The sequence below is a fragment of the Pseudoalteromonas sp. CR1 genome, from assembly GCF_019392235.1.
GTDB lineage: Bacteria > Pseudomonadota > Gammaproteobacteria > Enterobacterales > Alteromonadaceae > Pseudoalteromonas.
In genome coordinates this window covers 49,811-76,200 of the sequence record NZ_JAHXRM010000015.1, presented here as the reverse complement: position 1 = coordinate 76,200, position 26,390 = coordinate 49,811, and the positions used below count along the sequence as shown (strand labels likewise).

25 protein-coding genes are annotated in these 26,390 nt (G+C 40.8%); 9 read left to right on the top strand and 16 right to left on the bottom strand.

Annotated elements, in window-relative coordinates; all coding sequences use genetic code 11:
• Nucleotides 1-8: 8 nt before the first annotated feature.
• The 3 genes from KZZ04_RS13685 to KZZ04_RS13675 form a co-directional block, all read right to left on the bottom strand.
• Nucleotides 9-1,610, bottom strand: a complete 1,602-nt coding sequence (locus tag KZZ04_RS13685; RefSeq protein ID WP_219422973.1) for a methyl-accepting chemotaxis protein — start codon at nt 1,608-1,610, stop codon at nt 9-11.
• Between the two features lie 69 nt (nt 1,611-1,679).
• Nucleotides 1,680-2,912, bottom strand: a complete 1,233-nt coding sequence (locus tag KZZ04_RS13680; RefSeq protein ID WP_219422972.1) for a hypothetical protein — start codon at nt 2,910-2,912, stop codon at nt 1,680-1,682.
• The gene (locus KZZ04_RS13675) at nt 2,902-3,528 is read right to left on the bottom strand and encodes a methylamine utilization protein (protein WP_219422997.1); all 627 of its coding nucleotides are present in this window, start codon (nt 3,526-3,528) and stop codon (nt 2,902-2,904) included. Before KZZ04_RS13675 ends, KZZ04_RS13680 begins: the two co-directional genes overlap by 11 nt.
• Nucleotides 3,529-3,690: 162 nt before the next feature.
• Here KZZ04_RS13675 and KZZ04_RS13670 point away from each other — a divergent pair, with 162 nt between their 5' ends.
• Nucleotides 3,691-5,727, top strand: coding sequence for a glycoside hydrolase family 97 protein (locus KZZ04_RS13670; protein ID WP_219422971.1), 2,037 nt, complete (start codon nt 3,691-3,693; stop codon nt 5,725-5,727).
• A 353-nt stretch (nt 5,728-6,080) separates the two neighbouring features.
• On the opposite strand, the gene KZZ04_RS13665 is transcribed toward KZZ04_RS13670, so the two are convergent.
• The 5 genes from KZZ04_RS13665 to ompR form a co-directional block, all read right to left on the bottom strand.
• Complete coding sequence (locus KZZ04_RS13665; RefSeq protein WP_138531025.1) at nt 6,081-6,305, bottom strand: hypothetical protein; 225 nt, start codon at nt 6,303-6,305, stop codon at nt 6,081-6,083.
• Between the two features lie 11 nt (nt 6,306-6,316).
• Nucleotides 6,317-6,733: a hypothetical protein gene (locus tag KZZ04_RS13660; RefSeq protein WP_138531023.1), complete on the bottom strand. Its 417-nt coding sequence runs from the start codon at nt 6,731-6,733 to the stop codon at nt 6,317-6,319.
• Nucleotides 6,734-6,742: 9 nt separating this feature from the next.
• A complete protein-coding gene (locus tag KZZ04_RS21255; protein WP_368735893.1) occupies nt 6,743-8,515 on the bottom strand; it encodes an RHS repeat domain-containing protein in 1,773 nt (590 codons plus the stop codon).
• 286 nt (nt 8,516-8,801) lie between these two features.
• Nucleotides 8,802-10,118 (bottom strand): two-component system sensor histidine kinase EnvZ, encoded by a 1,317-nt coding sequence (gene envZ / locus KZZ04_RS13650; protein ID WP_006793807.1) that lies wholly within the window; start codon nt 10,116-10,118, stop codon nt 8,802-8,804.
• Nucleotides 10,119-10,123: 5 nt separating this feature from the next.
• Nucleotides 10,124-10,843, bottom strand: a complete 720-nt coding sequence (ompR, locus tag KZZ04_RS13645; protein ID WP_006793806.1) for a two-component system response regulator OmpR — start codon at nt 10,841-10,843, stop codon at nt 10,124-10,126.
• Nucleotides 10,844-11,037: 194 nt separating this feature from the next.
• On the opposite strand from ompR, the gene greB reads away from it, so the two are divergent.
• The 4 genes from greB to KZZ04_RS13625 all read left to right on the top strand — a co-directional run bounded on the left by greB (nt 11,038) and on the right by KZZ04_RS13625 (nt 15,062).
• Nucleotides 11,038-11,520 (top strand): transcription elongation factor GreB, encoded by a 483-nt coding sequence (gene greB, locus KZZ04_RS13640; RefSeq protein ID WP_219422970.1) that lies wholly within the window; start codon nt 11,038-11,040, stop codon nt 11,518-11,520.
• A gap of 110 nt (nt 11,521-11,630) precedes the next feature.
• Nucleotides 11,631-11,942, top strand: a complete 312-nt coding sequence (locus KZZ04_RS13635; protein WP_219422969.1) for a hypothetical protein — start codon at nt 11,631-11,633, stop codon at nt 11,940-11,942.
• A 47-nt stretch (nt 11,943-11,989) separates the two neighbouring features.
• Complete coding sequence (locus KZZ04_RS13630; protein ID WP_219422968.1) at nt 11,990-12,571, top strand: CBS domain-containing protein; 582 nt, start codon at nt 11,990-11,992, stop codon at nt 12,569-12,571.
• A 166-nt stretch (nt 12,572-12,737) separates the two neighbouring features.
• Nucleotides 12,738-15,062 (top strand): Tex family protein, encoded by a 2,325-nt coding sequence (locus tag KZZ04_RS13625; protein WP_219422967.1) that lies wholly within the window; start codon nt 12,738-12,740, stop codon nt 15,060-15,062.
• 161 nt (nt 15,063-15,223) lie between these two features.
• On the opposite strand, the gene KZZ04_RS13620 is transcribed toward KZZ04_RS13625, so the two are convergent.
• The 3 genes from KZZ04_RS13620 to bioH all read right to left on the bottom strand — a co-directional run bounded on the left by KZZ04_RS13620 (nt 15,224) and on the right by bioH (nt 17,218).
• On the bottom strand, nt 15,224-16,075 hold the full coding sequence (locus tag KZZ04_RS13620; protein ID WP_219422966.1) for a putative metalloprotease CJM1_0395 family protein: 852 nt from the start codon (nt 16,073-16,075) through the stop codon (nt 15,224-15,226).
• 4 nt (nt 16,076-16,079) lie between these two features.
• Nucleotides 16,080-16,388 carry a hypothetical protein gene (locus tag KZZ04_RS13615; RefSeq protein WP_006793799.1) on the bottom strand — a complete coding sequence of 103 codons (309 nt, stop codon included), beginning with the start codon at nt 16,386-16,388 and terminating at the stop codon, nt 16,080-16,082.
• A gap of 89 nt (nt 16,389-16,477) precedes the next feature.
• Nucleotides 16,478-17,218, bottom strand: a complete 741-nt coding sequence (bioH, locus tag KZZ04_RS13610) for a pimeloyl-ACP methyl ester esterase BioH (protein WP_138527380.1) — start codon at nt 17,216-17,218, stop codon at nt 16,478-16,480.
• 74 nt (nt 17,219-17,292) lie between these two features.
• Between bioH and KZZ04_RS13605 the strand changes: the two genes are divergently transcribed.
• Complete coding sequence (locus tag KZZ04_RS13605; RefSeq protein WP_219422965.1) at nt 17,293-17,967, top strand: ComF family protein; 675 nt, start codon at nt 17,293-17,295, stop codon at nt 17,965-17,967.
• Nucleotides 17,968-17,977: 10 nt separating this feature from the next.
• On the opposite strand, the gene KZZ04_RS13600 is transcribed toward KZZ04_RS13605, so the two are convergent.
• Nucleotides 17,978-20,527, bottom strand: a complete 2,550-nt coding sequence (locus KZZ04_RS13600) for a M14 metallopeptidase family protein (RefSeq protein ID WP_219422964.1) — start codon at nt 20,525-20,527, stop codon at nt 17,978-17,980.
• Between the two features lie 149 nt (nt 20,528-20,676).
• Between KZZ04_RS13600 and nfuA the strand changes: the two genes are divergently transcribed.
• Nucleotides 20,677-21,252, top strand: coding sequence for a Fe-S biogenesis protein NfuA (gene nfuA / locus KZZ04_RS13595; protein WP_058403610.1), 576 nt, complete (start codon nt 20,677-20,679; stop codon nt 21,250-21,252).
• A gap of 9 nt (nt 21,253-21,261) precedes the next feature.
• Nucleotides 21,262-21,531 (top strand): hypothetical protein, encoded by a 270-nt coding sequence (locus tag KZZ04_RS13590; RefSeq protein ID WP_058403611.1) that lies wholly within the window; start codon nt 21,262-21,264, stop codon nt 21,529-21,531.
• 3 nt (nt 21,532-21,534) lie between these two features.
• Here the strand turns inward: KZZ04_RS13590 and KZZ04_RS13585 are convergent, their stop codons facing one another.
• Nucleotides 21,535-22,806 carry an MATE family efflux transporter gene (locus tag KZZ04_RS13585; RefSeq protein ID WP_138527382.1) on the bottom strand — a complete coding sequence of 424 codons (1,272 nt, stop codon included), beginning with the start codon at nt 22,804-22,806 and terminating at the stop codon, nt 21,535-21,537.
• 42 nt (nt 22,807-22,848) lie between these two features.
• On the opposite strand from KZZ04_RS13585, the gene KZZ04_RS13580 reads away from it, so the two are divergent.
• Nucleotides 22,849-23,874, top strand: a complete 1,026-nt coding sequence (locus KZZ04_RS13580) for a polysaccharide deacetylase family protein (RefSeq protein WP_219422963.1) — start codon at nt 22,849-22,851, stop codon at nt 23,872-23,874.
• Nucleotides 23,875-23,888: 14 nt separating this feature from the next.
• Here the strand turns inward: KZZ04_RS13580 and KZZ04_RS13575 are convergent, their stop codons facing one another.
• The 3 genes from KZZ04_RS13575 to KZZ04_RS13565 are packed head-to-tail and all read right to left on the bottom strand — an operon-like array spanning nt 23,889 to nt 26,363.
• Nucleotides 23,889-24,923, bottom strand: a complete 1,035-nt coding sequence (locus KZZ04_RS13575; protein WP_138527384.1) for a chemotaxis response regulator protein-glutamate methylesterase — start codon at nt 24,921-24,923, stop codon at nt 23,889-23,891.
• Nucleotides 24,924-24,931: 8 nt separating this feature from the next.
• Nucleotides 24,932-25,549 carry a chemoreceptor glutamine deamidase CheD gene (gene cheD, locus KZZ04_RS13570; protein ID WP_058403614.1) on the bottom strand — a complete coding sequence of 206 codons (618 nt, stop codon included), beginning with the start codon at nt 25,547-25,549 and terminating at the stop codon, nt 24,932-24,934.
• Nucleotides 25,539-26,363 (bottom strand): protein-glutamate O-methyltransferase CheR, encoded by an 825-nt coding sequence (locus tag KZZ04_RS13565; RefSeq protein ID WP_219422962.1) that lies wholly within the window; start codon nt 26,361-26,363, stop codon nt 25,539-25,541. Before KZZ04_RS13565 ends, cheD begins: the two co-directional genes overlap by 11 nt.
• Nucleotides 26,364-26,390: the final 27 nt, after the last annotated feature.

The window sequence follows — 26,390 nt, the reverse complement described above, 5'->3', positions numbered from 1 at the left end:
TTGTTATATTAAACCTTAAACCGGTTAACTAATCGATTAAGTTCATCTGTTAGCTGCTCCATTTTATTTGATACATCTTGCGTTGTGCGCGCCAGCGACCCACCCTCTAAGGTTTGATCGTTAAGTGACGATAAGTTATGGCTTATTTCATCAGAAACCGTTGTTTGCTCTTCCGTAGCTTGCGCAGTTTGCATCGCCATATCGTTTACTTTAGTCGATGAGCTTTGCATAGCATTGAGTATATCGTTAGTTTGTGAAAACGACTCCACAGCATCATCTGCAAATTGCTTACTTTCATCGATGGCTTTAATTGACTGCGATACACTCGATGCAAACAGCTCAATCATTTGTTGAATATCGTTGGTACTATCTTGTGTGCGCGTAGCAAGCGTTCTTACTTCGTCAGCCACAACCGCAAAGCCTCGCCCGTATTCACCAGCGCGTGCCGCCTCTATTGCCGCATTAAGTGCTAATAAGTTTGTTTGCTCTGCTATGGCGCGAATGACCTCTAAAACTTTAGCGATATTGTCAGAGCTTTGCTGTAGCTCTGTAGAGCGAGCCATTGCTTGCTCCATATTGTTAGAAAGGGAAGTTATACGCGAACTAGAGTTAGCCACTGCACTAAGTCCTTGTTGAGCCAGTTTTAACGAGTTATCGGCTTCGCTTGATGACTGCTGCGCAACCCCTGCCACCTCTTTGCTGGCAGTGCTCATTTCATGGACTGCGCTTACAATAGACTCAGACGCTTGCCCCAAGGCTTGGTTTACATTGTTATTTTGTGTGGCCACTTTACTTAGCTCAACACCTAAACCATTTAACTCTTTAGATTGCTCTAATATGTCGCGTATTAACTGCTGTAAGTTATCTAAAAAGGTATTAAATTCGGTGGCTAAGTCAGAAAACTCATCTTTAGACATTACTTGTATGCGCCCAGTTAAGTCACCATCCCCGGAGGCAATATCACTAATACGCTTAGTTACATAATTGATTTGGCGAGTAAGTTGTTTAGGCACACTGTAACTAAACCAACTCGCTGCAATTAAAATAATAACAACGATGACTAACATCATAATCTTGGTTGAAATAATATTAGATGAAAGCGTGATAATTTCTTGCTCAGAGGTTTTTTCTGCCAGTTCACCGGCTTTATCAAGCCTAACTCTTAGAGTGGCAAATGCTTGCTCTGAATTCGTTTGTTTAGCCTGGTTATTTTTATCGGCCATGTAGCTTTTTGACGCTGCTAGCCACGTATTAAAGTCGTTTTCAAAGCCACTTAGCTCTTTAGCTATACTGGGGTAATCTTTCATTAAAGATAAATACTGATTTAGTTTATCAGTAACTTGCATTGCATTTTCTTCGTGCTCTGCCTGGTACTTTTCTGTATTTTTTGAATGGGTTACTAAATTTAATTCGGCAACTTTAGCTTGGTATAGGTCGCGGTCTGCGTTTAAAGCAAGAGACAGCGCCTTAATAAACTTTTCAGACTGCACATCAAGTGCATTTTTTTGTAAAGTTATTAAGTAGGTATACCCCACAATTAACGAGAGTATGGCAAGTCCTAATACAACAATAGGAAACGACACTTTAACGCGAATACTATGCAAATTCATTTTATCATCCTACAAGGCCCTAAACGCCTATTACAAATTAAACCTAAAATTGCAGTAGGTTGATAAAACCTAAAACTTCCATTGCGTGTTAATCATTACTTGCTGCTGCGAAACTCGCTGCTGTAACCCCATTGCAGCTCTATTGTCTATAAAGCTTTTTAGTGCTGAGCCTTCAATACCTAGTTGACCATGTTTGCTAAACGCGTAACGCCATGAGGCTGTTAACCCTTCGCCATCGCTTGCATTTGGGTCAAATACTGTCGTGTCGTTATCGGTTACCTTAAAGTAGTCGTACCGTACCGATACTCTATGTTTACCTTCTTTATGGCTTAACATTAAATAATGACTATAAAAGGCGTTATCTATTAATTTGTTATGCCCCATTTCGGTTTTACCCGTTAATACCTGCGTTATAAAACGCGTTTTATTATTAAATTTATATAACCAAGCAGCGCTGGTAAAGCGTGTATGCCATGCATATTGCCCAGAACTAATGTTTAGTTTAGTCGGATCACCGTTATTGTCGTAATAGTAAACCCTAAATTGTGACTGTTTTAAATAATCCCAGTGTGCACCTAGGTAATAGCCAAAGCGCCCATCAACTTCTTCAAACGGTAAAACCTGGTTTGCCTGCCAACGCAGTGAAAAGTCATCAAGTGCCGCAACGGGTGCAAACCTAATACCTTCGTTAAATGTAGTTTGCCTATCGTGCATGGCAAAACCGCGCCAAGACAGCAGCGTGCCTGTAGGGTCGTTACCTTTAAATGTTGCCCCCACTAAACTAAAACTATGCGGGCTATTAAAACGTTTAGCTGGGCGTTTTATTGTTACCTCTGCGCCAACGGTTCTAAGCTCTTCACCAATCCAACTATTAATTACTGAATTGGTATAGTTGTAAGGAGATGTCCAGCCAATATCTGGGTTCTCTAGCGACATTAGCGGATAAAACCCACCCACTCTCACATGCCACTTATAAGCGCTACTGGTTAATGGTTTATATGTGAAATAGGCTTGCGTTAAACCTAATCCTACATCACGGTCCTGATTAACGTTTAACACGCCATGAGCAGACCAACTTGTTGCTAAATCGGCGCGCACATCAATAATACCTTGCGATAACAACACGCTATCGCTTTTAGTATCGTGCCGGTATAAGCCAGTGCCTCCGTCTTGAAAACTTTTTAGCGCATCGCCTTGAACTGCACGTACTTGTAGCAGCCCCTTAACCTGTGCACTAATTGATGCGCTAAATAAAAACACACCACTTACAACCGCATATTTAAGCATGTGGTTAATAATCATCAAATTCATCCGTAGCAAAATCAAACTGCTCGGTTATGGCTTGTTTCACTTTATAAATAAATGAAGCTTGCCCTATGGTGACTTTTTTAGACTCAACATGGCTTATATCGCCAAACCCTGAATGCCACACATTAAGGGTGTACTCACCTGGCTCTGCGCTTAAATTTACATGTCCGCTGTTATCAGTAATAGCAAAAATAGGGCTATCAACAACCACAATATAACCAAGCATCCAGTCATGAATGTTACAGCCCAACTCAACAACACCTGTTTGATCAAACACTAATGGCGCCTTGGGTTGTTCCTTATATAACTTTAATTCGAACGTTTTTGCCTCAGAAAACGAATACACATGATGCAAAATTGAATCGGCGTTCGGAAATTCCACTTTTGCATTTTGTGGTACAACTAAAATACGCGGCGTAAACTCCCTATCCTTTTGCACCATAGAATAAAGTGTATCTGCTTGGCTGGGTTGACTAGAAAGCACCTCAGAAGTCAGCCACACCACGGCGTTAGCCATAGGCTCATTTTTATTATTGTTAATCGTGATAGAAACTGCTTGTACCTGCCACGTTAACAGCATGGCAGTCATTAACGTTAAATATTTGAACATCATCTTACTATTCTTATTTTTCAAATTATTTACAGTATAGACCTATTAGGTGACTTATTTCTTTCTATTTTATTTGATAATGAATACGTATGTAGACATTCGTATTTGCTAACAACAGCCTTTATTCTGATAAGTCACACTGACACAGTAAGGATCTCTTAAATGAGAATATCAGCACTTCTGCTTTTCGCTTTTTCGGGCAGCTGTTTTGCACAAACAGCCACATTACAATCGCCCAACGGCAATATTAAAATAACTATTTCTGACGAATTAACGACCCCCAGCTATTCAATCGACTTTAAAAACAAACCGGTAATTAATCACTCCGCACTGGGGTTTAAATTTAAACAACAAGCCCCTTTTAGCGAAGGTTTTAAAATAACCCATACACAAAAAAACACACAAAACACCCAGTGGCAACAACCTTGGGGCGAACGACAAATCGTTACCGACAACCATAACGAAGTTGCTGTTACATTTAAAAAACCACAAGGCGGCGTATTTACCGTTAAATTTAGAGCCTTTAACAACGGCGTGGGCTTTAGATACGAAGTACCCAAGCAACCCGGTTTTGAAAATATAGAAATCACAAAAGAACTTACCGAATTTGCCATTACCGACAGCCAAAGTGCAACAGCGTGGTGGATCCCAGCCCGAGGCTGGAACCGTTACGAATATGTTTATAACACCACCCCAGTTAACGACGCCCCCTTAGTACATACCCCTTTTACGTTTAAAAATAAAGAGGGCGTACACGTTAGCATTCACGAAGCAGCCCTTGTCGATTATGCAGGTATGACCCTTAACCAGCGTCGACCAGGTGTTTTTCAAGCCGATTTAACACCATGGTCTGACGGCATTGCAGTAAAAAAGCAAGGCGCATTTAATACACCGTGGCGTACTATTCAAATAGGCAGTAAAGCGGTCGACCTGATTAACTCCGATATTATTTTAAACCTTAATGAGCCAAATAAATTGGGCGATGTATCGTGGGTAAAACCCGGTAAATACGTCGGTATTTGGTGGGGTATGCACATAAATACGCAAACATGGGGCAGTGGTGAAAAACACGGTGCTACAACTCAAACAACCAAATACTACATGGACTTTGCCGCAGAATATGGCTTTGACGGCGTATTAGTAGAAGGGTGGAACATAGGCTGGGATGGCGACTGGTTTTTTAATGGCGATGTGTTTAGTTTTACACAACCCTACGACGACTTTGATATTGAGGAGCTTACCCGCTACGGTAAACAAAAAGGGGTGCAGTTAATTGGCCACCACGAAACCTCGGGCAATGTAACTAACTATCGCAATCAAATGGAAGATGCCTTTGCCCTTTACGAAAAGTCAAACGTAAGCCAAGTTAAAACGGGCTATGTGGCCGATGGCGGTAACATAAAACGCATAGATGAAAACGATATTGCCCGCCATGAGTGGCACGACGGCCAATTTATGGTTAACGAATACCTTTATAACGTAAAGCTCGCTGCTAAACATAAAATTAGTATTAACACTCACGAACCTATAAAAGACACTGGCCTGCGCCGTACCTACCCCAACTGGATTGCGCGCGAAGGCGCACGTGGGCAAGAGTTTAATGCATGGGGCACACCGCCTAACCCGCCAGAGCATATCCCTATGCTTGCGTTTACCCGTATGCTGGCAGGGCCAATGGACTTTACTCCCGGTATATTTGATATGGGCTTTAATGGCTTAGGCGATGATACAAACCGCCCACAAACAACGCTTGCCAAGCAACTTGCACTTTATGTTGTGCTGTATAGCCCGATTCAAATGGCTGCCGACCTACCTAAAAACTACTTAGCTAAACCTGATGCATTTCAATTTATTCAAGATGTACCAACCGATTGGCAGCAGAGTATTGCGCTAGATGGCGAGGTGGGCGACTTTATTGTATTCGCTCGTAAAGAACGAAAACGCGATAAATATTCAGGAAACGATTGGTACTTAGGTGCAGTGACTGACGAAAAAGCCCGCACCATTGAGGTAAAACTCGACTTTTTAGAAAAAGGTAAAAAGTTTGAAGCGCATATATACCAAGACGGTAAAAACGCAGAATGGAAAAACAACCCGTACGATTTAAACATCGAAAACCGCATGGTGACCGCAAACGACAAGCTAACACTAACACTTGCCACCAGCGGCGGCACTGCCATCCGCTTTAAAGCACTTTAAGCTTCACGGTTATATCAGTTTTACAGATATTTAAGTGTTACAAATAACAAAGCTCTGCACAGGTTACTGTGCAGAGCTTTGTATTTTTATAGGCAGATAAATTTGTGCACTTAAGCCACTTTCTTCGCTCATTCCCTCGCGACGTAACATGATACAAAGCACCTTCGAACTCTAATATTAACGGCCTAGCCACCTTTTTACCTATCTATGTTAGTAAATTAATAACTAAAGATTAAGCACTAGTCGGCTAAAAAGCAAAAAACAAGACCTGACCCCATAAGTGACCCCATAAGCAATTAGCTGTAAACTATAAATCTAGACCTTTGATGTCTGAAGTCAAGATTTGACCCTAATCACTTTTGACCGTTGCGTTGTGCTGACATGGCGCGTGATAACTTTTTATCGTAATCGTTATCACCTTGCAATGCCAACACATGCCAGCTTTGACCTTCTAACTGAATAAACACTTTTTCAGCCGTTGGTCTCAACATCTGTATTTTCGCTTCTGGGCATTTGACTGCCGCTAGCGCTTGTGTGCTTGATAACAAAACACAGGTGAGGAGTAGTTTTTTAAGCATGGTTATTCCCTTTATGACTTGGTTAATTTTAGAGAAAACTTACTAAGAAAGTTTTCTAATTTCTCAATATAACCTTCAGGAATATTTCCTTCACGGTACTCTTTATTACCAAAAAAACGAATGCCATATTTAAACACTATTCCATCGATATCAGTTTGTTTACCACTCTTAATTTTAAAGGATATAGCTGGTAAATTAGCCTTATAATCATTAATAATTGTTCTTAGAAATTTTTCGCTTTGCTTTGATTCTTTATTTTCCAACTCACTTTCAGCCCACGCTATACGCGAGCTGAATTCATCTACTTGAACCTTATCAACTTCAGGAAATATTTCCCGTAAGTTTAAAAAGACAACTTCTGGTTCAAAGGTAAGTCCTTGTAGTTTATCGAAACCACCTTCTTTAATATTAAGTTGTATTGATTTCATAACTATCCTTTATAAGTCTTCTTTTTTAAACACATCAGGGCCAACTTTATCAAAATCATCCCTCGATATTTTCGACTCATTGGCATTATCATATGTCTCACCAGCTTTTGCATTCGCAGAAGTTTTCATATTTGGTAAGTCACTCTTATTTGCAGAAACAACAGCAGGTTTCAAATCTGTTCTATTTTGATCTGCATTCCTCATAGCTGTTTTTCCTTCGGCCATATCCATAGCTTCTTGTTTATCTGAAGTAACGGAAAAGCCTGATTCATCAGCTAGATGATCTGCATTTTGATTTCTACTTACGCTCAATCCTTCATTTGTAATGCTATTTGCAGAGTCACTATCAGTGCCATGATAAACAGTTTCTGTATTACTATTTGCACCAATCTCAGTCGTTGATTCAGGCTTATTACTACTAGCTGACTGAGAGTTTTCAGCACCGTTACTTTTTCCATTAACTAAGTTATCTACCTTATCAGTTAATGATTTTGGAGCCAATTTAGCTAATTTAGCGCCCGTTGCTGACATTGCTGCATCTACAGCTAAACTTTTACCAGCACTGACTAAAACGTCTGAAGTGGATTGTGTGCCACTAGATATATCATTTATGGCATTACCAATTGTTTGTCCACCTTCCCATGCTCCATATAAAGCGAGAGCACCACCACCTATTTCAACAATCGCTGGAATTAGGAAAAATAGGTAGCCCGTAGGATCTGTCCCAGCTAAGGGGTTATTCATACCGTAACTATATGGGTTAATCGACTGACTATTGCCCGGTGCTTGAATAAACGGATCAACACTCAAGAATCGACCGAGGTTATAATCGTACACCCGCCCGTTCATATGGATTAGCTCTACACTATCTAAATGCTCATGGTCAGTAAAGCCTCGATTCGTTTTTGCATCCGCCAAATCACCTAGTTTTGAAGCCCCAAATGATTTTAATCCACCACTGGCTAAACGTGGTTTGCCAAATGGGTCGTAGTTTCGCTCTGCTTCTACTTGCCCGTTGTGGTCGGTAAATACCCGTGCACTGCCTAAGCGATCGCGGTGGGTATAGCGGATTGTAGCACCTTCATTTGTTGTTTGGCTTATAACGGCGATGTCGTCTATATAAGCCCGCCAGGTGGTTTTTGTGTCAGTAACTTCTTCTTCATATAATTTACCACTGTAAAAAGTAGTCACGCTGCCATTTACTTGTTTAAAGCGCATATGCTGCGGGCCATAGGTAAAATTGAGGGTTTTACCGTCTTTTACTATTTGTGTGGGTTTATCCATCGCGTTATAGGTGGCGCTGGTTAAACCATCACCACTGGTCATGTTGCCTCTCGTATCATAACCAAACGACTTCCAACCACCCCGATAAACACGTTTTACTGCATTGGGCCCGCCTGTTGCGCCGTTTTCATAATCATACTGCGTTGCATAGTCTGATTTTGATAACAAATTACCCACCGCATCATAGCTATAGTTGATGGTGCTGATACCATTAACGGCATTACTCTCTAAACGGTGTAGTGCGTCATAATCGTATGTTTCACTAAAGCTATGCTGATTGCCAATATTACCTGTCGTAATATCAACTGCTTTTAAATTACCAAAACCATCGTACGCGGAGTAATCGATGTTCATAATGTTGCTATTATTTTTAGCTATTGTTTTTAGGAGCATTTGCCCACTTTTGTTACTGTAAGCAGTATTTTCAGTGAGTCCATTACCTAGCGTATTTTGAGAGCCATTACCAAATATGTCGAATTCAGTTATATTTTTATACACATAACCACTAGCCGCATTTTTTACCTGCGTTTGATAGCCTGCGTCATTGTAACTGTATTCAAGTGTGAGGTTGTTGGGGTAACGCAGCCCTTTTACACGGCCATAATTACTGTCGTAGAAGGTGGTTGTGGTATAGCTTTTACCACTGCCTGCAATGGTTTGACCGCTTGGACGACCACGATTGTCGTTGCGGCGGCACTGCCATCCGCTTTAAAGCACTTTAAGCTTCACGGTTATATCAGTTTTACAGATATTTAAGTGTTACAAATAACAAACTCTGCACAGGTTACTGTGCAGAATTTTGTATTTTTATAGGCAGATAAATTTGTGCACTTAAGCCGCCTTCAGGCCGGTTTTCAAGTTTTACTTTGCCGTCGTGCATATCAACAATGCGCTTAATAATGGCAAGGCCTAGGCCACTGCCCTCACTGCCTCGCGCGGCATCACCTTGCTTAAACGGTTCAAATACCGACTCTAATTCACTTTCAGGAATACCTGGGCCATTATCGTTTACCGCAATGACCACGTATTTTTTATTGGAGTTATAATAACTAAGTACCTCTATATCGCCGTCAGAATAACGAATGGCATTTTCAATCATGTTAGTTACAACACGCTTTATAGCCACGCTGCTAAGCGGAATACTCTCTATACTTGGGTTACTTTTAAAGGTAATAGAACGCTGATGCTTTAACTCGCAATTAACGACTTCACCCACTAACGCGTTTATATCTTCACAACTGAGTTCTTCACGTTTGTGGTGACGTAAATATTCAATAAATTGATCGATAATACCGTTCATATCTTCAATATCGTAAATAATCCCTTCGCGAAGATACTCGTCTTGGTCGCTCATCATCTCGGTTGCTAAACGAATGCGGGTAAGTGGTGTGCGTAAATCGTGAGACACACCCGCCATAAGTAAGCGGCGGTCGTTTTCAAGGGCCGCTATACCGCGCGACATTTGGTTAAACGCACGCGTTACTTCGATTACTTCGGTAGAGCCTTCCTCTTCTAACTTGGTGCTAAAATCGCCTTTACCTACTTTTACTGCCGCTTGTTGCAGTGCTTTAAGCGGGCGGTTTAGGTGGCGTGCAAATAACCAACCACCTAGTACACTCAAAAAGCCAATACTTGATAAGTAAAACGTTAAAAATTCGAGGTTGTTTTCTTGATACCCTGAAAGCGGAATTTTAACCCAATAGCCAGGCGCTTGCGGGGCCTCTATCCAATAAACGAGTGGCCCAGTTTGCGTAATACGCACCCGCGCCGAGCCATTTAACTGCGCAGACATACTACGTGAAAGCATCGGGTACTCACGGGTTTGACCAAGCCCTTGGCGCATGGCTTCGCGCTGGGTCATGACATCAATACCGGTTATTTCAAAAAACTTTTCTGATAAGTCGTCGTTTATTTCTATACCGTCTTCCCAGTCAATAAAAACGGTTTTAACTTGCTTAGCAAGCATTAAGTTAACTTGCTCTATGGTGGGTTTTACAACATATAAACTAACTGTTACGTAAGATACAACTTGGTTTATAAGTAATAACGCCGCTACCAAAAATACAGTTTGCCCAAACGCGCTACGTGGAAAAAATCCCATAAAAACTACTTTTCACCGTCAGGAACAAACACGTACCCTAATCCCCACACAGTTTGAATATAACGCGGATTAGCCGCATCTATTTCAATCATGCGGCGAAGGCGCGACACTTGCACATCAATACTGCGCTCTAGGGCACTGTAATCTCGGCCACGCGCTAAGTTCATGAGTTTATCGCGGCTAAGCGGCTCTCTTGGGTGTGACACAAGCGCTTTAAGTACGGCAAACTCGCCACTGGTTAGCGATATTGTTTTATCGCCTTCGCTCATTTCACGAGTGGCTAAATTAAGCGTAAATTTACCAAAGGCAATTAGGTTTTCTTCTGCGGCGGGCGCACCTGGCACTTCTTTAGCGCGGCGGCGTAATATGGCTTTAATGCGCGCAAGTAACTCACGAGGATTAAATGGCTTTGGAATGTAATCATCTGCGCCAAGCTCTAAACCAATGATACGGTCGACTTCGTCACCTTTTGCGGTGAGCATAACAATAGGGATTTCGTTTTCTTTTTGGCGTAACCTACGGCAAATAGATAAGCCATCCTCTCCGGGAAGCATTAAGTCGAGCACCATTAAGTGAAAGTTTTCGCGCTCTAAAAGCCTATCCATTTGCTCTGAGTTTGCAGCGGTTCTTACAATAAAACCTTGCTCTACTAAATAACGCTCCAATAAGCTACGTAAGCGCATATCGTCGTCTACAACCAATACTTTTGTCGTTTCGTGTCCCATTACCTGTTTCTTATTTTTATATCCAATTAAGTATTAATATAAATGAAAAACCAAATAATCAAAAACTAATTACGGCCTTAGATTGTTACTGAACATTTCAAACAACAATAATGGCTGCTTTAAACACTTTAAGCTCGACAAATTTTTCTAAGTTTATTACCGTGCCCATCATTGAAGCTAATAATTAAAAGTCGATGAAAACAAATTTAATTACCCGTGAAGGCTATTTGCAACTGCAACAAGAACACGACCACCTATGGAATGTAAAACGCCCTGAAGTAACAAAAATAGTCAGCTGGGCAGCAAGCTTAGGCGATCGCTCTGAAAACGCCGACTATCAATATAATAAGCGATTGCTGCGCCAAATAGACCGACGCGTTCGTTATTTACGAAAGCGTATTCCCGATTTAAATATTATTGATTACTCCCCCGTGCAAGACGGAAAAGTATTTTTTGGCGCGTGGGTCGAAATAGAAAATGAGCAAGGCGACATAAAAAAGTTCAGAATTGTCGGTCCCGACGAAATTTACGACAGAAAAAACTATATTTCTATCGACTCACCCATGGCCCGGGCACTGATTAAAAAACAAGTTGATGACGATTTTGAAGTAATGACCCCGCAGGGAAAAAAAGAATGGTACATAAACTCAATTGAGTATCAAAAAACGGCTAAGTAGCATTTGATTCAGATCATATTAACTTTTGATTGTTTAAATTATGGCATTAGGCTATATATAAATAGCTCGCACATAATTGCAATGTGAGATTAGCAAAGGTTGTAATGGTTATGTCAAACGTAGTACAGCGCATATTTAGTAATGCCGTATTGTTTGCACTTTTTATGAGTGTGAGTTTGACTTTGCATGCCAGCAACCAACACACCACCCTAAAACACCCAACCGTTTTAAATAATTTAATTGCCCTAGATATTCCCGACCAGGCAACTCCTGACTTTGACGAAGATTCATTTGTTGATGTCACTTCCCTTAAGGCAGCTCAACCACTCCCTAAAGGCGCTCACTCTTTTTACAAGAGTTCATCTTTTAGTAGACCGTTTAGCACTGCGTACCAACGTGGCCCCCCCTGTTATTTAATTTAATTTATTACTTTCAATTTAATTAAATTTTTAACTAATAGGTGGATATTATGTCTAACTTTAAAGAATTACGTACCCAAAATGTTTCTCATGGGGTTATTGCAAAACCATTAGCTGACAATCAACCGTTAATCGATTTAGCCTCACCCGCTTTAAAAATGGTGAATAACTTTACGCAAAAAACACCTGTTCGAGCACATCACGAAACAACAATCGCTGATGCGCTTAAACAAACGAGCAGCCAACAGTCTGACTTTGTATTGGTGATAGATGATGACCACAAGCTAATAGGTATTGTTTCAAGTGCTGATTTACAAAGCGCTAAAATTACGATTATTGCTCAACGTTTAAATACACCACGAAATGAAGTAAGCCTTCGCCATATAATGACACCAATAAACCAGCTAATGGGTGTCAGCATGCAAAGCTTAAGTTATGCCTGTGTGGGCGATGCTTTGCAAACAATGGAGCATCAAGGGTCGATGTTTTTATTAGTCACAACAGCTAATAACGAAATATGTGGATTAATTTCAGCTCGCCAAATAGCTAAAACATTGCATATTCCGCTGCATATTAGCCCAATTGCCAACTCGTTTAGCGACGTACTAGAAAGCGTAGACCACCCTCATTAGAGGCTGTTTTATCGCTTAACTGTCTCAACCAAAGCAACCGTCTTAAAGCAAGTTAAATAGCTTGCTTTAAGAGCTTTTTATTACAACTTCATGTGATATTATTCAAGCAATTAGCCGACCCAGATATTTATTTCTGGTCTTATTTTTTGTTTAAAAAGGTTTTTGCATGAGCGATATCTCTGCACGTTTAGCCAGTGAGCTAAATGCACAACAACAGCAAGTTGTTGCTGCAACAAAATTACTTGATGAAGGCGCAACAGTTCCCTTTATTGCCCGCTACAGAAAAGAAGTCACCGGCGGTTTAGATGACACTCAATTACGCTTGCTAGAGCAGCGCTTATCTTACCTTCGAGAACTTGAAGAACGTCGTAGCTTTATTTTATCGACCATTGAATCTCAAAAAAAGCTCACCGCAGAGCTTAAAGCCGACATCACTAGCGCGCAAAGTAAAACAGAACTCGAAGATTTATATCTACCCTATAAAGCAAAGCGCCGCACCAAAGGCCAAATAGCCATAGAAGCAGGCATAGAGCCCCTAGCCGATGCGTTATTTACCGACGCGAGTTTAAACCCTGAGCAACACGCTGAGCAGTACATTAATGCCGAAAATGGTTTTAATGACATAAAAGCCGTGCTTGATGGTGCTAAGTTTATTTTAATGGAGCGTTTTGCTGAAGATGCAAAATTACTCGCTAAATTAAGAAGTCACATAAGCCAAAACGGTGCAATCCAAAGCACGGTAATTAAAGGTCAAGAACAAGCGGGCACTAAATATCGCGATTACTTTGATCATCAGGAGCTACTTACTAAAGTTCCTTCTCATCGTGCATTAGCCATGCTGCGAGCTCGCAACGAAGGCATACTTCAATTAAATGTGAACCCAGAGCCAAGTTCAGAAAACCCCGCTCAACTTTGTGCAAACATGATTGCACAGCACTACCGCTTAAATATTACCGACCAAACAGCGAGTGCTTGGCTTTTAAGCGTGGTGCAATGGGCGTGGAAAATTAAGCTAGGTTTACACTTAGAAAACGAGTTTTTTGCAGCCATGCGCGAAAAAGCAGAAGCAGGCGCTATTGATGTATTTGCTAAAAACTTAAAAGACTTACTAATGGCGGCACCTGCAGGTCCACGCACAACACTTGGACTTGATCCCGGTTTACGTACCGGTTGCAAAATTGCTGTTGTAGACAGCACAGGTAAGCTGCTAACTACGCAAACTATTTTTCCTCATGCCCCGCAAAACCATTGGGATAAATCACTGCGTACATTAGAGCAACTTTGCCGCCAACACAAAGTAGAACTGATTGCCATTGGTAACGGTACAGCGTCGCGCGAGTCAGATAAATTGGTTGCTGAGCTAATGAAAGCAAATACCGAGTTAAAACTAAATAAAATTATGGTGAGCGAAGCGGGTGCGTCGGTTTACTCGGCATCTGAATTTGCAGCTAACGAATTTCCTGACTTAGATGTATCTTTACGTGGCGCGGTATCGATTGCACGTCGCTTACAAGACCCGCTTGCTGAGCTTGTTAAAATAGAGCCTAAATCAATTGGTGTAGGACAATATCAACACGATGTATCACAAAGCCAACTGGGGCAAACACTCACCGCGGTTGTTGAAGACTGTGTAAACTCGGTAGGTGTTGATTTAAATATGGCATCGGTTCCTTTACTTACACGCGTATCAGGATTAAACAAAACCTTAGCGCAAAACATTGTAAATTACCGCGATTCTAATGGGTCATTTTCAAAACGCAGCGAGCTGAAAAAGGTTGAACGTTTAGGGCCGAAAGCATTTGAACAAGCTGCTGGTTTTTTACGAATAAACAATGGCAACGACCCGCTTGATAACTCATCAGTTCACCCTGAAGCTTACCCTGTTGTTAAGCAAATTTGCGAAAAGAACAACGCAGAAGTAACCACGTTAATAGGTAACAGCGAATTTTTAAACAAGCTTGTTGCTAACGACTACACCAACGAGAAATTTGGTTTACCTACGGTTACCGATATTATTGCTGAGCTTGATAAGCCGGGTCGCGATCCACGTCCAGAGTTTAAAACTGCTGAGTTTAAAGCGGGTGTAGAGAAAATAAGTGACCTAAAACCAGGCATGATTTTAGAAGGTGTTGTATCGAACGTTGCTAACTTTGGTGCATTTGTTGATGTGGGTGTTCACCAAGATGGTTTAGTACATATTTCGGCGATTACTAATAAGTTTATATCTGATCCTCGCGAAGTAGTTAAAGCGGGCGACATTGTAAAAGTTAAAGTAGTAGAGGTTGATGCCTCGCGTAAACGTATTAGCTTTACCATGCGTTTAAATGACGAAATAGACACCAGCAACAAACCAGCCCCTACTGCACAAAAACAACAGCCGCGCACTAGCAACGCGCAGCCAAAGGCAGCTAAACCTAAACGCGATAGCGGTAATGCGGTTATGGGTAACGCGTTTGCCGATGCATTTGCGAATGCCAAAGTAAAAAAATAGCTGGCCATACAGCTTGTTTAGCTTTTAAGTAAAAACTGGAAAGCGCTACACGCTATAAAATAAAAAAAACCGCGAAAGCGGTTTTTTTATTCAATTCAAATCAGTAAGCATTAAAAGTAATTTATTGAGGAGAGTTTAATAGTCGGTGTTAAGGCTATTCGCTAAGAGATTGCTGAAAAACCACTTTGTGTGGATGGCGAAGTTGCCATTTGATAAAAATTAGCAATTCGTCCTGCGCGTGCTTCTACGTCTGCATCTCGTGTTTGCTGTTCACTGTCTGCCGTTTTAGTTTCTTGCGTTTCACTGCTTGTGAATGACGCTTTGCTGTTGTTTTCAGCGCTGTCGTCTTCATCATTTTGAGGCGCTGCAAGTTCAGCCTGAGCTGCTACCAGCTTTTGAGTTGCGTCTGCCGCTATTGATCGGTCAGCACCCGAAGGCTCGGCAGGAGCTAGGGCTGCGGCTCTAACCGTTTGCATTTTTTCTATGGTTGCTTGGGGATCACCTGGAATTTCAGCAACGTCAATTTGTACCTCGCCGCCCACTGCATAGTTAGTGCCGTCGGGGCCACGCTGGTATTCGTAACTTGGCGAACCTGCGTATTTACCACCTACAGAAGCATGCGCTTGTTCATGAATACGCACTTCAGTATCGCGCGCTTTTAGCTCTTTTATTTGCTGCTGCTCTTGCTCTAAAACTTGCTGTTCTTGTTCAGACTCCTGTTGCTGCGCTTTTTGCTCTTCAGAGCGCTCAGGGTTCTCGGCGTTTTCATCATCGCGTGCTTGAACGACTTTTTCGTCAGCTAACTTACCCGACGCGCTATATGTTGCACCTTCATTATTGCCCGGTAATTTAGCTTTTTCAGCATCGCTTTGCGCTTTGGTTTCGGTATTACTTGCGCTATTTGCAGACGGAGCAGGGATCACTTCCCGTAGTTGGTTGTCACGCCGAGCGGTTTCCGTATAAACATTGGCTGTGTTTATATTAATTGATGGAAATGGCGTGACAATATTCATTACATTACACTTTAATGTCGACTAACGTACCCAGTACGTCATCAGCTGTTTGAATTGTTTGCGCATTGGCTTTAGCGTTAAATTCTTCAACTTTTAGGTTAACAAGTGATTCGTCAATACGCGCAGGCTGAGCAACCGGTGCTGTTACAGCTTCATCCGGCGTTGCTGCGACTAACTGTCGCTGTTGTGCAAGTTGCGCATCATCTTGCTGTTCTATACTGGCACGGTTAATTTCTGCGCTGGCCTTTTCAATACCTTGGCTTGCACGATTAAACCCTTCAACACCATTATTAAATACAGATCCGATTGACATGGTAAACCTCCACCACTTAAATATTGTTTAATTATCGCTCAGTTTGTGCGCAAAATAAAGCTTTACTAGGCACAATGACCGTTGCATTTTTAAAGCATTGATTTAACGATAGATAAAAACTCACTTTTGTGAGAAATAAACGGTGCATGAGATGCTTTATCTATTACTTGGTATTCAAACTCAGTATTTAGTACTGACATTTTAGCTATTGCTTTATACGGCACTAATGCATCTAAGCGACCAAATATACCCATAATTTTTACCGGACACGTTGCAAATAAATCGCGTAAATCGTCATTTTGTAAAATATCTAAGCCGGCGGCTAACGCCTCATTATTGGGTGCTGAATATTGGTTTAGCAATTGTTTAAGCTGTTTTATGTCGTCTCTGGCCGACTCACTTCCCATAGCCTGGATAGCCAAAAAGCGTTCAATGGTTTTTTCTCTATGATTAACCAATTGGTCTTTAAACTGAGTTAGTACTTTTTCACTAATTCCTGGCCATTCGTCCTGCTCTGCAAAATAAGGCGTAGATGCCACTAAAATAACCTTAGACACTTTTTCAGGCCAGTGCTTTGCAATATACAAAGCAAACAAACCACCTAAAGACCACCCCATTAAAATAGAATCAGGTTTTAACTGTTGGCTTAATTGCATAGCGGCATCATGCAAATTATATGGGGTTGGTAATGTGGTTGCGCTATTGCCAAACCCTGGTAAATCAAGGCTACGCACTTGTCCTGTATATACGTTTTCAAGCTCTGGCTGTATAAGCTGCCAAACGCCTTTATTCATTCCCCAACCATGTAAAAGTACTAACTCTTTTTGCATATTTGCATAATCTTAACCAAACTTAGGCTCATAATAACGTTTAAAAAGATGATTGCAATGCAGGGCACTATCTCATGAAAGGTCTGTTTAACTGGCTGTTTCCATCCTACTGCGTACAATGCAAAAGCCCTATATGCGCTGATCTGGGTTTATGTGGTTATTGCTTAGAAGATTTAGCATTAATAGATGTAACCAAACACCCAAATTTACTTCATCGCCCTGATATTGTTGATATGTTTCCTAACTGCGAATTTGAAAGGTTATTTGCTTGCGCTTTTTACCGCCCTCCATTTGAACAGTGGTTAACTCAACTTAAATTTAGTAACCAAATACATTACAAAAAAACACTTCAACAAATTGTACAAAAGCAGCTCGATGCGTTTTTTACATGTAGTACGCAATCCCCTGATTTATTTATAATTTTACCTTTGCACAAAAGCCGCTTTTTAAAGCGAGGTTTTAATCAAGTAAGCCAAGTATGGCACCCTTGTTTACGCTCTCGCGTTGTTTTAAGTAATGCGCTTATTCGCAATAAAAAAACCCATGCACAATCGCAACTCACTAAAGCAAAGCGTATTAAAAATCTGACTAATGCATTTATATGTACTGAAGACATGAGTGGCAAAACAGTTGCTATTGTTGATGATATTATGACAACCGGCGCAACATTAAATGCCGCAACTCAGGCTTTAAAAAAGGCAGGCGCCAAACAGGTGTGGGCATTTACAACCTGTTTAACGCCAATTTAGTTAATTTATTTTACTGCCCACTCGCGCGGAATGTATGGCCAAAAAACAGTGCATTACTGAGTAATCGGCTTGTACCATACCAGTAACCTCTAAATACAGGGTTGTCGGTCATAGCAATCACACTGCCGCGTCCGTACGAATGTGCTATTAAACCAGCGCCTTCAGCTACTTGCTCTACATTTACAGAGTCTGTAAAGCCTGCTAATAACGGGCGTTTTGTATAAGTAAGTACATTAACAAATGGGGCTTCTGACGCTTCCAGTAACCATGTACTGTTTTTAAATACCGGTAAGGTGTCGCGCGTCAGTGAGAAGGTCATTGGGTGCGTTAAATCCACGCTAGTATTAAAAATAGCCCCAGCAATACGCTGACGCCCCGCTAGATGATCTTTATCGCCATAGCTAAGGCCTTCAGTTTTGAAAGCGCCGGCTAAATCCTGTCGCGACAAATAGTTTGCTTTAAGTAATTGCTGGTCGACTAAAAATTTAGCACCGCCTTTATGACCCCAAATAACCCCGCCTTTTCTTACCCAGCTTTTAATCGCTACTTTTTCTGCATCGGTTAAGCTAGTGTAATTACCGTGGGCCAACACAATGTGACTATAATCACTGAGCTCAAGCGAGCTTAAACGCGTCATTTCAACAATCGTAGGGGCAACACCTACAAACCTATCTAGGTAATACCACACTTCACCTACTTCGTACTGGCTAGTGCCTTGGCCGCCAATCAGTAAAACCTTAGGTGCTTTAACAACTGCCATAGAGCGTGAACCCAAATCAGCACCTTTACTCGTTAAACCTGTTGTAATAGGTTTTATGGCAATACCAAATTCACTTTGCGCACTGTTTAACAAAGTAATCCAGTTTTGCTGTGTTTGTAAACCAGCCGGAATAATAATACTACCTGGTTCAAAATTTATGTCGCCCGCGCTCGATTTTGCCGTTAAGGCGCTCAATGCCACGCGTGCTTTTATACCTTGCTTTAATAATGTATTTAGCATTTTAGGCGCTAAGTAGTCGTCCCATGCAAAACCAAACGCGTACGCAGACTCTAAACTTGCTAAGGGTGCTTTAGGTTCGCTACTCCAAGGCGTGTCTGCAACGCCTAGCCCCCAGTTACTTTTTACTTTTGCAAAAGGTAGATTAAATGCGTGCGCTAATGTCCAGCCAGATACATCGTAGAATGTATTATCTGCAAAGTTTTTCTGCTCGCTAAATATCGCTTTAACTAAACGATATTGGGGCTGGGCTAAAGGGACGTAGTAGCTGTTAGTAGTAAAGTTTATGCCTCCTGCTTTTAATGGTTTAGTAAGCTCGAATGCCTCTATTTTATGTTGTTTTAATAGCGCTAAAAAGTCGGTAATGCGAGTGCTGTCTTTTGCACCTTCAACCACGTAACCTGCAAAGTTTTCGTCACCTGCAAGCTCTGTTGCTTGATTATAAAATTTAGCTTGATAGTCAAGCAACGCTTGGCGATTTTCGACCGCCGCTTTAAAGGTAGATAAGCTCGTTAATAGCTGATTTTTTATCGTAAATGGAAATGTTAAAGGGCCATTAATGGTCTCTTGTATATGGCCACGAGAGCTTGCTTGCTCAAACAAAATACCAATCCCCCCGTTTACATCTGGGTAAGTTGAACCTTTTCCATAGTAAAAATCGTCAAAGCTTTCTTCTGTAAAATACAGTGCATTATTTTCATCCAATGTTTTGGCATGATAGTTAGCAATTGCTTTGGTTAATGTTACGTTTTCAACTGGCGTAATTGGGTGCTTTCTGCTTGGAATGCCCGGCTGAAAAAAGTAGCTGCTGTTTGGGCCCATTTCATGAAAATCGGTAAGTACGTTTGGTTTCCACTGATGAAATTTAGCAATACGCGCACGCGATTCAGGGTGCTGTAGTAATAGCCAATCTCGGTTTAAATCAAACCAATAATGATTAGTGCGGCTGCTTGGCCAGTTTTCGGTATGCTCGCGAGTTTTTGGATCTGACGACAAATTCATGCCGCGATTGCTGTTTGCCCAATTTGCAAAACGTGCAAGTCCGTCGGGGTTTAGTGATGGGTCGAGTAAAATAACCGTGTTATTTAATAAATTGTTTATTTCATCACCCTGTGCTGCAGCTAAGTAATAAGCCGTTAAGAGCGATGCATTACTACCCGATGACTCGTTACCGTGCACGCTGTAACCCATCCACACAACTGCAGGTTCATCTTTTGCTTTTTTGCTGTTATTACCCAAGCGAGCCAAGTGCGCTTGGCGTATTTGCTCTATTTGAGTTAACTTATTTGGCGCTGTAACCGTTAGCATTACCAGTGGTCGTTGCTCATGTGTGCGGCCAATTATCTCAAAGTTTATTCTATCGCTCTTTTGAGCAAGTACTTCCATGTAGCGTACGAGCTGGTCGTGCCTTACATGCCACTCACCAACTTGATAACCTAATACCTCTTCTGGTGTAGGGATGGTTGGATCGAATACAACATCGTCTTCAAAATAGTACGAAAGCGGTTTTGCTACACTTGAAAAGCTCAGCATTACCACCATTATTGTTATTAATAAACGCATATAGATCACTCTAAAAATGTTTGTTAATTGCACGCTAGCATTGCTTAAAATAGATGCCAACTTTTTACGCTCAACACTAGCCGCAACACGATGAGCGGAGTATGATATGCAGTATCCGAGTAATTTAGTCAGGTATAAAGCCGTTTTTTATGATTTCTATTTCCGAAACAGCACAAGCACATTTTGCTAAACTATTAGCAGATCAATCACAACAGACCAATATTCGCGTTTTTGTTGTAAACCCTGGTACATCACAAGCCGAGTGTGGTGTTTCTTATTGCCCAGAAGACGCCGTTGAAGACAGCGATATTCGATTAAACTTTAATGGGTTTGATGCCGTTGTTGATGCTGAAAGTGCTCCTTTTTTAGAAGAAGCTGAAATTGATTTTGTTACCGACAAAATGGGAACTCAGCTAACACTCAAAGCACCTAATGCAAAAGCACGTAAAATTGGTGATGATGCATCATTAAACGAACGTGTTCAGCACATGCTTGAAACAGAAGTTAACCCGCAACTAGCTAACCATGGCGGCCAAGTAAGCCTAGTAGAAATTACAGCTGCTGGCGTTGCAGTGCTTCAGTTTGGTGGCGGTTGTAATGGGTGTTCTATGATTGATGTAACGTTAAAAGAAGGCATCGAGAAAGAAATGATTGCTAAGTTTGACGAGATCACAGGTGTTGCAGATATTACTGATCACGAAGCTGGCGACCATTCTTACTATTAAGCCTAGTAAATGCTAAAGCCTCTCATATACCGCTTAGGGAGCAACCCTAAGCTAAGTTTAAAGCGGTTTTTTCGCGGCATAGCACTGTTTGTGCTAGCCGTGATTTTTATTTTTGCGGGTTACTATAGCCATTATAGTTTGCAAATTATTGGTGTTTTAATTTTAATACCTGCGCTATTTTTTGCTTTTTGGGGCTACAGTGGCATTTTTGCCAATCGCTTTTCGCAAGTAATTAAAGACATAGGGCCAAAATATCACGATCCAGATCTATGGAAATAAATCTTAGTCTAGCAGTTGATTATTAGCCTTAAGTTTTTGATATTTAATTATTAATGTAACTCCACGCATTAGCATAAAACAGCTCATCGCAAGCCATAACCCATTATTTTGCCAATCAATAAATACCCAAAATACACCAAAAAAACCAACAGCTGCCGAAAGCAACATACTATTTCGCATATCCTTAGCACGGGTTAAACCAACAAATACACCATCAAATAAAAAACAGCTCATTGCTAATAATGGCAAAGCAATTACCCACGGTAAATATTGCGTGGCCTCATTAATAACCTCAGGTACATTGGTCAGTAGCGTAATTATATGTGCACCAAACACAGCAAAAAACAGGCTATAAACCACGCCAAACAACATTCCCCAAAATACACTTATTTTTACCCACAGTTGTATTTTACTTACACTCTGCTGACCTTTAGCTTGGCCTACTTTAGCCTCACTTGCGTAGGCTATGCCATCTAACGCAAAACTAACTAACATCAAAAAATTTAGTAACACGGCATTCGCTGCAAGGGTTGTTTCGCCTATACGCGCACCATAAAAAGTCATAAAGCTAAAACACAACTGAAGTATTAAAGACCGGATAAAAATGTCGCGATTTAAACTCAATAACCCTGCCATTTTTTTGAAGCTAAACCAGTGCGGAGTACTTAAAGCTACACCTTGTTTTTTTGCCAGTTTAGTCACTAAAAACAGCGCAAATACGAGCGCAGTATAATCAGCGATTAACGATGCCCATGCAGCGCCTGCAACAGCCCAATCTAAAAAAACAACAAAATAAATATCGAGCACAATGTTTACACTATTTGTCACCAACAATAGGTAAAAAGGCCCTCGTCCATAATGGACGCCTAGCATCCAACCTAATAAAACTAAATTACATAATGCCGCTGGCGCGCTAAAAATTCGAATACTAAAATAAGTGTAGGCTTCGCTTAGCACCGCATTATTCGCGTCTGATAAAAACGCTATGGCATGCTTTATTAAAGGAGACATAGCAATAAGAAATAATGCCACTATACTGGCAAGTAATAGGCTTCGTTTGAGTAAAGCTGCTAGCTGGGTTAAGTCATTTTGGCCATAGGCTTGTGCAACCATGCCGGTCGTGCTCATTCTTAAAAAACCCGCGAGCCAAAATAAAATGGATATAACGGCTGAGCCTAGCGCAATACCAGCCAAATAATGTGCACTGCCTAAATGGCCAATAACCGCGGTATCAACTATTCCTAACAGTGGCACGGTGATATTTGATAATATCATTGGTCCTGCTAACAACAGCAAGCTTTTATGGTGTGCTTTATTATGTATAAGAAATTGTTTCATTTGGTATTATTGACTCTTATTGGTTTATCTTTACGTGCTCATGCTGGTGTTATTTTACAGTACCACCATGTAAGTGAAACCCTGCCGGCGGTTACGAGTGTGAGCGAAGAAACGTTTACAGAGCATCTAAACTATTTAAAAAATAATGATTTTAATGTTATTGCCTTAAATGAACTACTTGATGCTTTAAAGCAAGGCCATACCTTACCTGATAAAACCGTCGCCATCACGTTTGATGATGGTTACAATAATAATTATGATCAAGCTGCTCCAATATTAGAAAAGTTTGGCTACCCTTATACAATTTTTGTTAACCCTAAACTAATAGACGAAGGTAAACGCTATGTGATGGGGTGGGATAAACTGAAAGAGCTGAGCAAAAAAGGCGCACTTATAAGTAACCACACCGCACAGCATGACTATTTACATGTAAAACTTGACGGTGAAACTAATGCGCAATGGAAAGAACGTATAACTCAAGATATTGTTAATTCACAACAACGTATAAAAGATGAAATAGGCCACGACTTTAAGTATTTAGCCTACCCCTACGGAGAGTTTGATAACGAGTTACAAGCTTTAGTGACAGAGCTTGGCTATATAGGCATTGGCCAGCATTCAGGTGCACTAAGCAAACACGCTAACTTTAGTCGCTTACCCCGCTTTCCTGCATCTGGCGTTTACAGTGACATAAAAACACTGGCAACCAAATTAAATTCTCAGGCATTTAATATCACTCAATTAAGCTACGGTAATAGCGTAACAAAGCAAAACCCGCCTGCGTTAACTATTTCGTTTAAAGTGGAGGATTTTAAAAAAGCTCAACTGGCTTGTTATGTTTCAGGTATTGGTACAGCTAATTTAGACTGGTTAACTGATACAACAGTAGAAGTAACCTCTCCTAAAACACTTAACAAAGGCCGTTCACGCTTTAATTGTACAGCGCCTTCAATTAAAAAACCGAATAGCTATTATTGGTTTTCTCAGCCTTGGGTTATTCAATAAATTTAAGCCTATACTTACTTAGTTATAACTGCATGGCTTAACAACTTCTCAGCCATTTTATCAAGTGCAGCCACTTCATTGGCTGCATTTATATCAATTGCAGCTTTTGGCATCCCCCACACAACTGACGAGTATTCATCTTGTGCTAATGTGTATGCGCCGTTTTGCTTAAGTGCTAATAGCCCTTTAGCCCCATCAGCGCCCATACCTGTAAGTATTGTTGCAACCACATTTTTTGCCCCACAATGTACGAGCGAATCAAATAGTACGTCGACTGCCGGCTTATGCCGATTTACAGGATCGCTATCATCGAGTTGGCAATAAAGAGCAGCCCCACGTTTTTGTATACTTAAATGAAGCCCACCAGGGGCAATGTAAGCCCAACCAGAACTAAGCTTGTCACCATGCTGCGCCTCTTTCACGTTAATTAAACATGTTCTATCCATACGCTCGGCAAACGATGCACTAAACACGGGAGGAATATGCTGAGTAATAACAATAGGCGGGCAATTAACGGGCATTTTTATTAGTACTTCTTTTATTGCCTCGGTGCCGCCGGTAGATGCCCCTATAGCAATCACTTTATTTAATAAAAACTTAGTATCCGTAAGTATGGGCTTAGCATCGGGTGGCGCTTTTTTAAAGCTTCGTATCCGTGCACCTGCCGCAATTCTCACCTTTTGCTGAACGAGTGACGCGTAGTGATTCATTTGCGCTCTTACATTACTAGTCGGTTTAGCAATAAAATCAACAGCACCTAGCTCTAATGCCTCTAATGTTATAGGCGATCCTTTTTGCGTGAGCGTAGAAATCATAACAACAGGCATAGGCCTTAGGCGCATTAGGTTTTTTAAAAAGCTAATCCCATCCATTTTTGGCATTTCTACGTCTAAGGTAAGTACATCGGGATTAAGTTTTTTTATCATTTCGCGTGCTTGGTATGGATCTTCTGCACAACCAACAACATTAATATCGCTGGCTTGTTGCAGTATCTCTGTAAGCAACCCTCTAATTAAAGGGGAGTCATCGATTATTAATACATTTATCATAGCGACTCCTAAAACAACTCTATATTCGATACCACTTCTTGCTTTTTAAGGTTTTGCAAGTAACGTACTTCGCGCTTTTCAATGGTGTCGTTATGTAATTTTTTAAGTTTTTTCATATACACTTTACCCGTTTGTGGATGAAAAAATATTTTTCTAGGCCACGGGCCGCCCATATCATGGGCCACTAAATTTAAGGCTTCTTCTTTAACATAGGCGGTAGCAAAACTGATATTACCCAGCCCAATATCTGTCATTGCACTAATTATTTTTCCGCCACCAAATAGCTTAATTTTTAAATTATGACGAGACGCCCCGTTTTTTAATACTTCGTTTATCAGGTACTCCATAGCCCAATTACCATAGCGGCAATTTAAACCATGCGCGCTTTTAAGCTCTACACCTTTTTGTATCGGCAACATAAAATGATTCATCCCACCAATACCTAATACTTCATCGTAAACACAGGCAGCAATACATGAGCCAAGTACAGTTGAAATCAATTCATTATTTTTAGATACATAAAATTCTCCTGGAAGCAATTTGGCAACTACATGATCTCTTCCTGAATCCCAGTAACGCTTAATGTGTTCAAAACTGGGCAAAACACTTCTAAATTCAGCCTGCATGTGCTCTCAGTTGATACATAGTTTTTCCTAAATTTTTATAATTTGAGTGCTCTTTTCCCATACTTTCAGAGTGACCTAAAAATAAGTAGCCGTGCTCGCTTAGTATATTTGCATAGCGTTTAAATAAATGATCTTTAGTTTCTTTATCAAAATAAATAACCACGTTACGGCACAAAATAAGATCAAAGGGCCCTTTCATTGGCCAGTCCTGCAATAGGTTTAAACGTTTAAAAGAAATACATTCGCGTAACTTGTCTTTCACTTTATAATGTTCGCTGTCTTTGCTTTTTAAAAACCAACGCTTTAAATGAAAGTCGTCTAAGCCATTTACGTTTGCTGCGGTATACACACCTTTTTGCGCTTTTTCTAACACGTTAGAATCTAAATCGGTGGCTAAAATTTTTACATCCCAATTACTTGGAAACGCATTATTTAGCGTCATCGCTAAACTGTAAGGCTCTTCTCCTGTTGAGCAGCCTGCAGACCATATTCTCACGCGCTTAGTGTCTTTATTTGATTTTAGTAAACTAGGTACAAGCTCAGATTTAATAAATTCAAAATGATGAAATTCACGAAAAAAAGACGTCAAATTAGTGGTAATTGCATTTATAAACGCATCAAATTCTTTGTCTTTATGCGTGTCTAGGTAGGCTAAGTAGGCTTTAAAGTCGTTTAATTTCAGCGCTCTTATTCGCCTTGCTAAACGTGAGTACACCATTTCACGTTTATGATCGCCCAAAACAATACCGCAAGCGTTGTACACTAAATTAGCAATGTCTTTAAAATCGCGATCGGTACACAAAAACTCTTTCATTAGCAGCTCTCATACATAGCAGTAAGT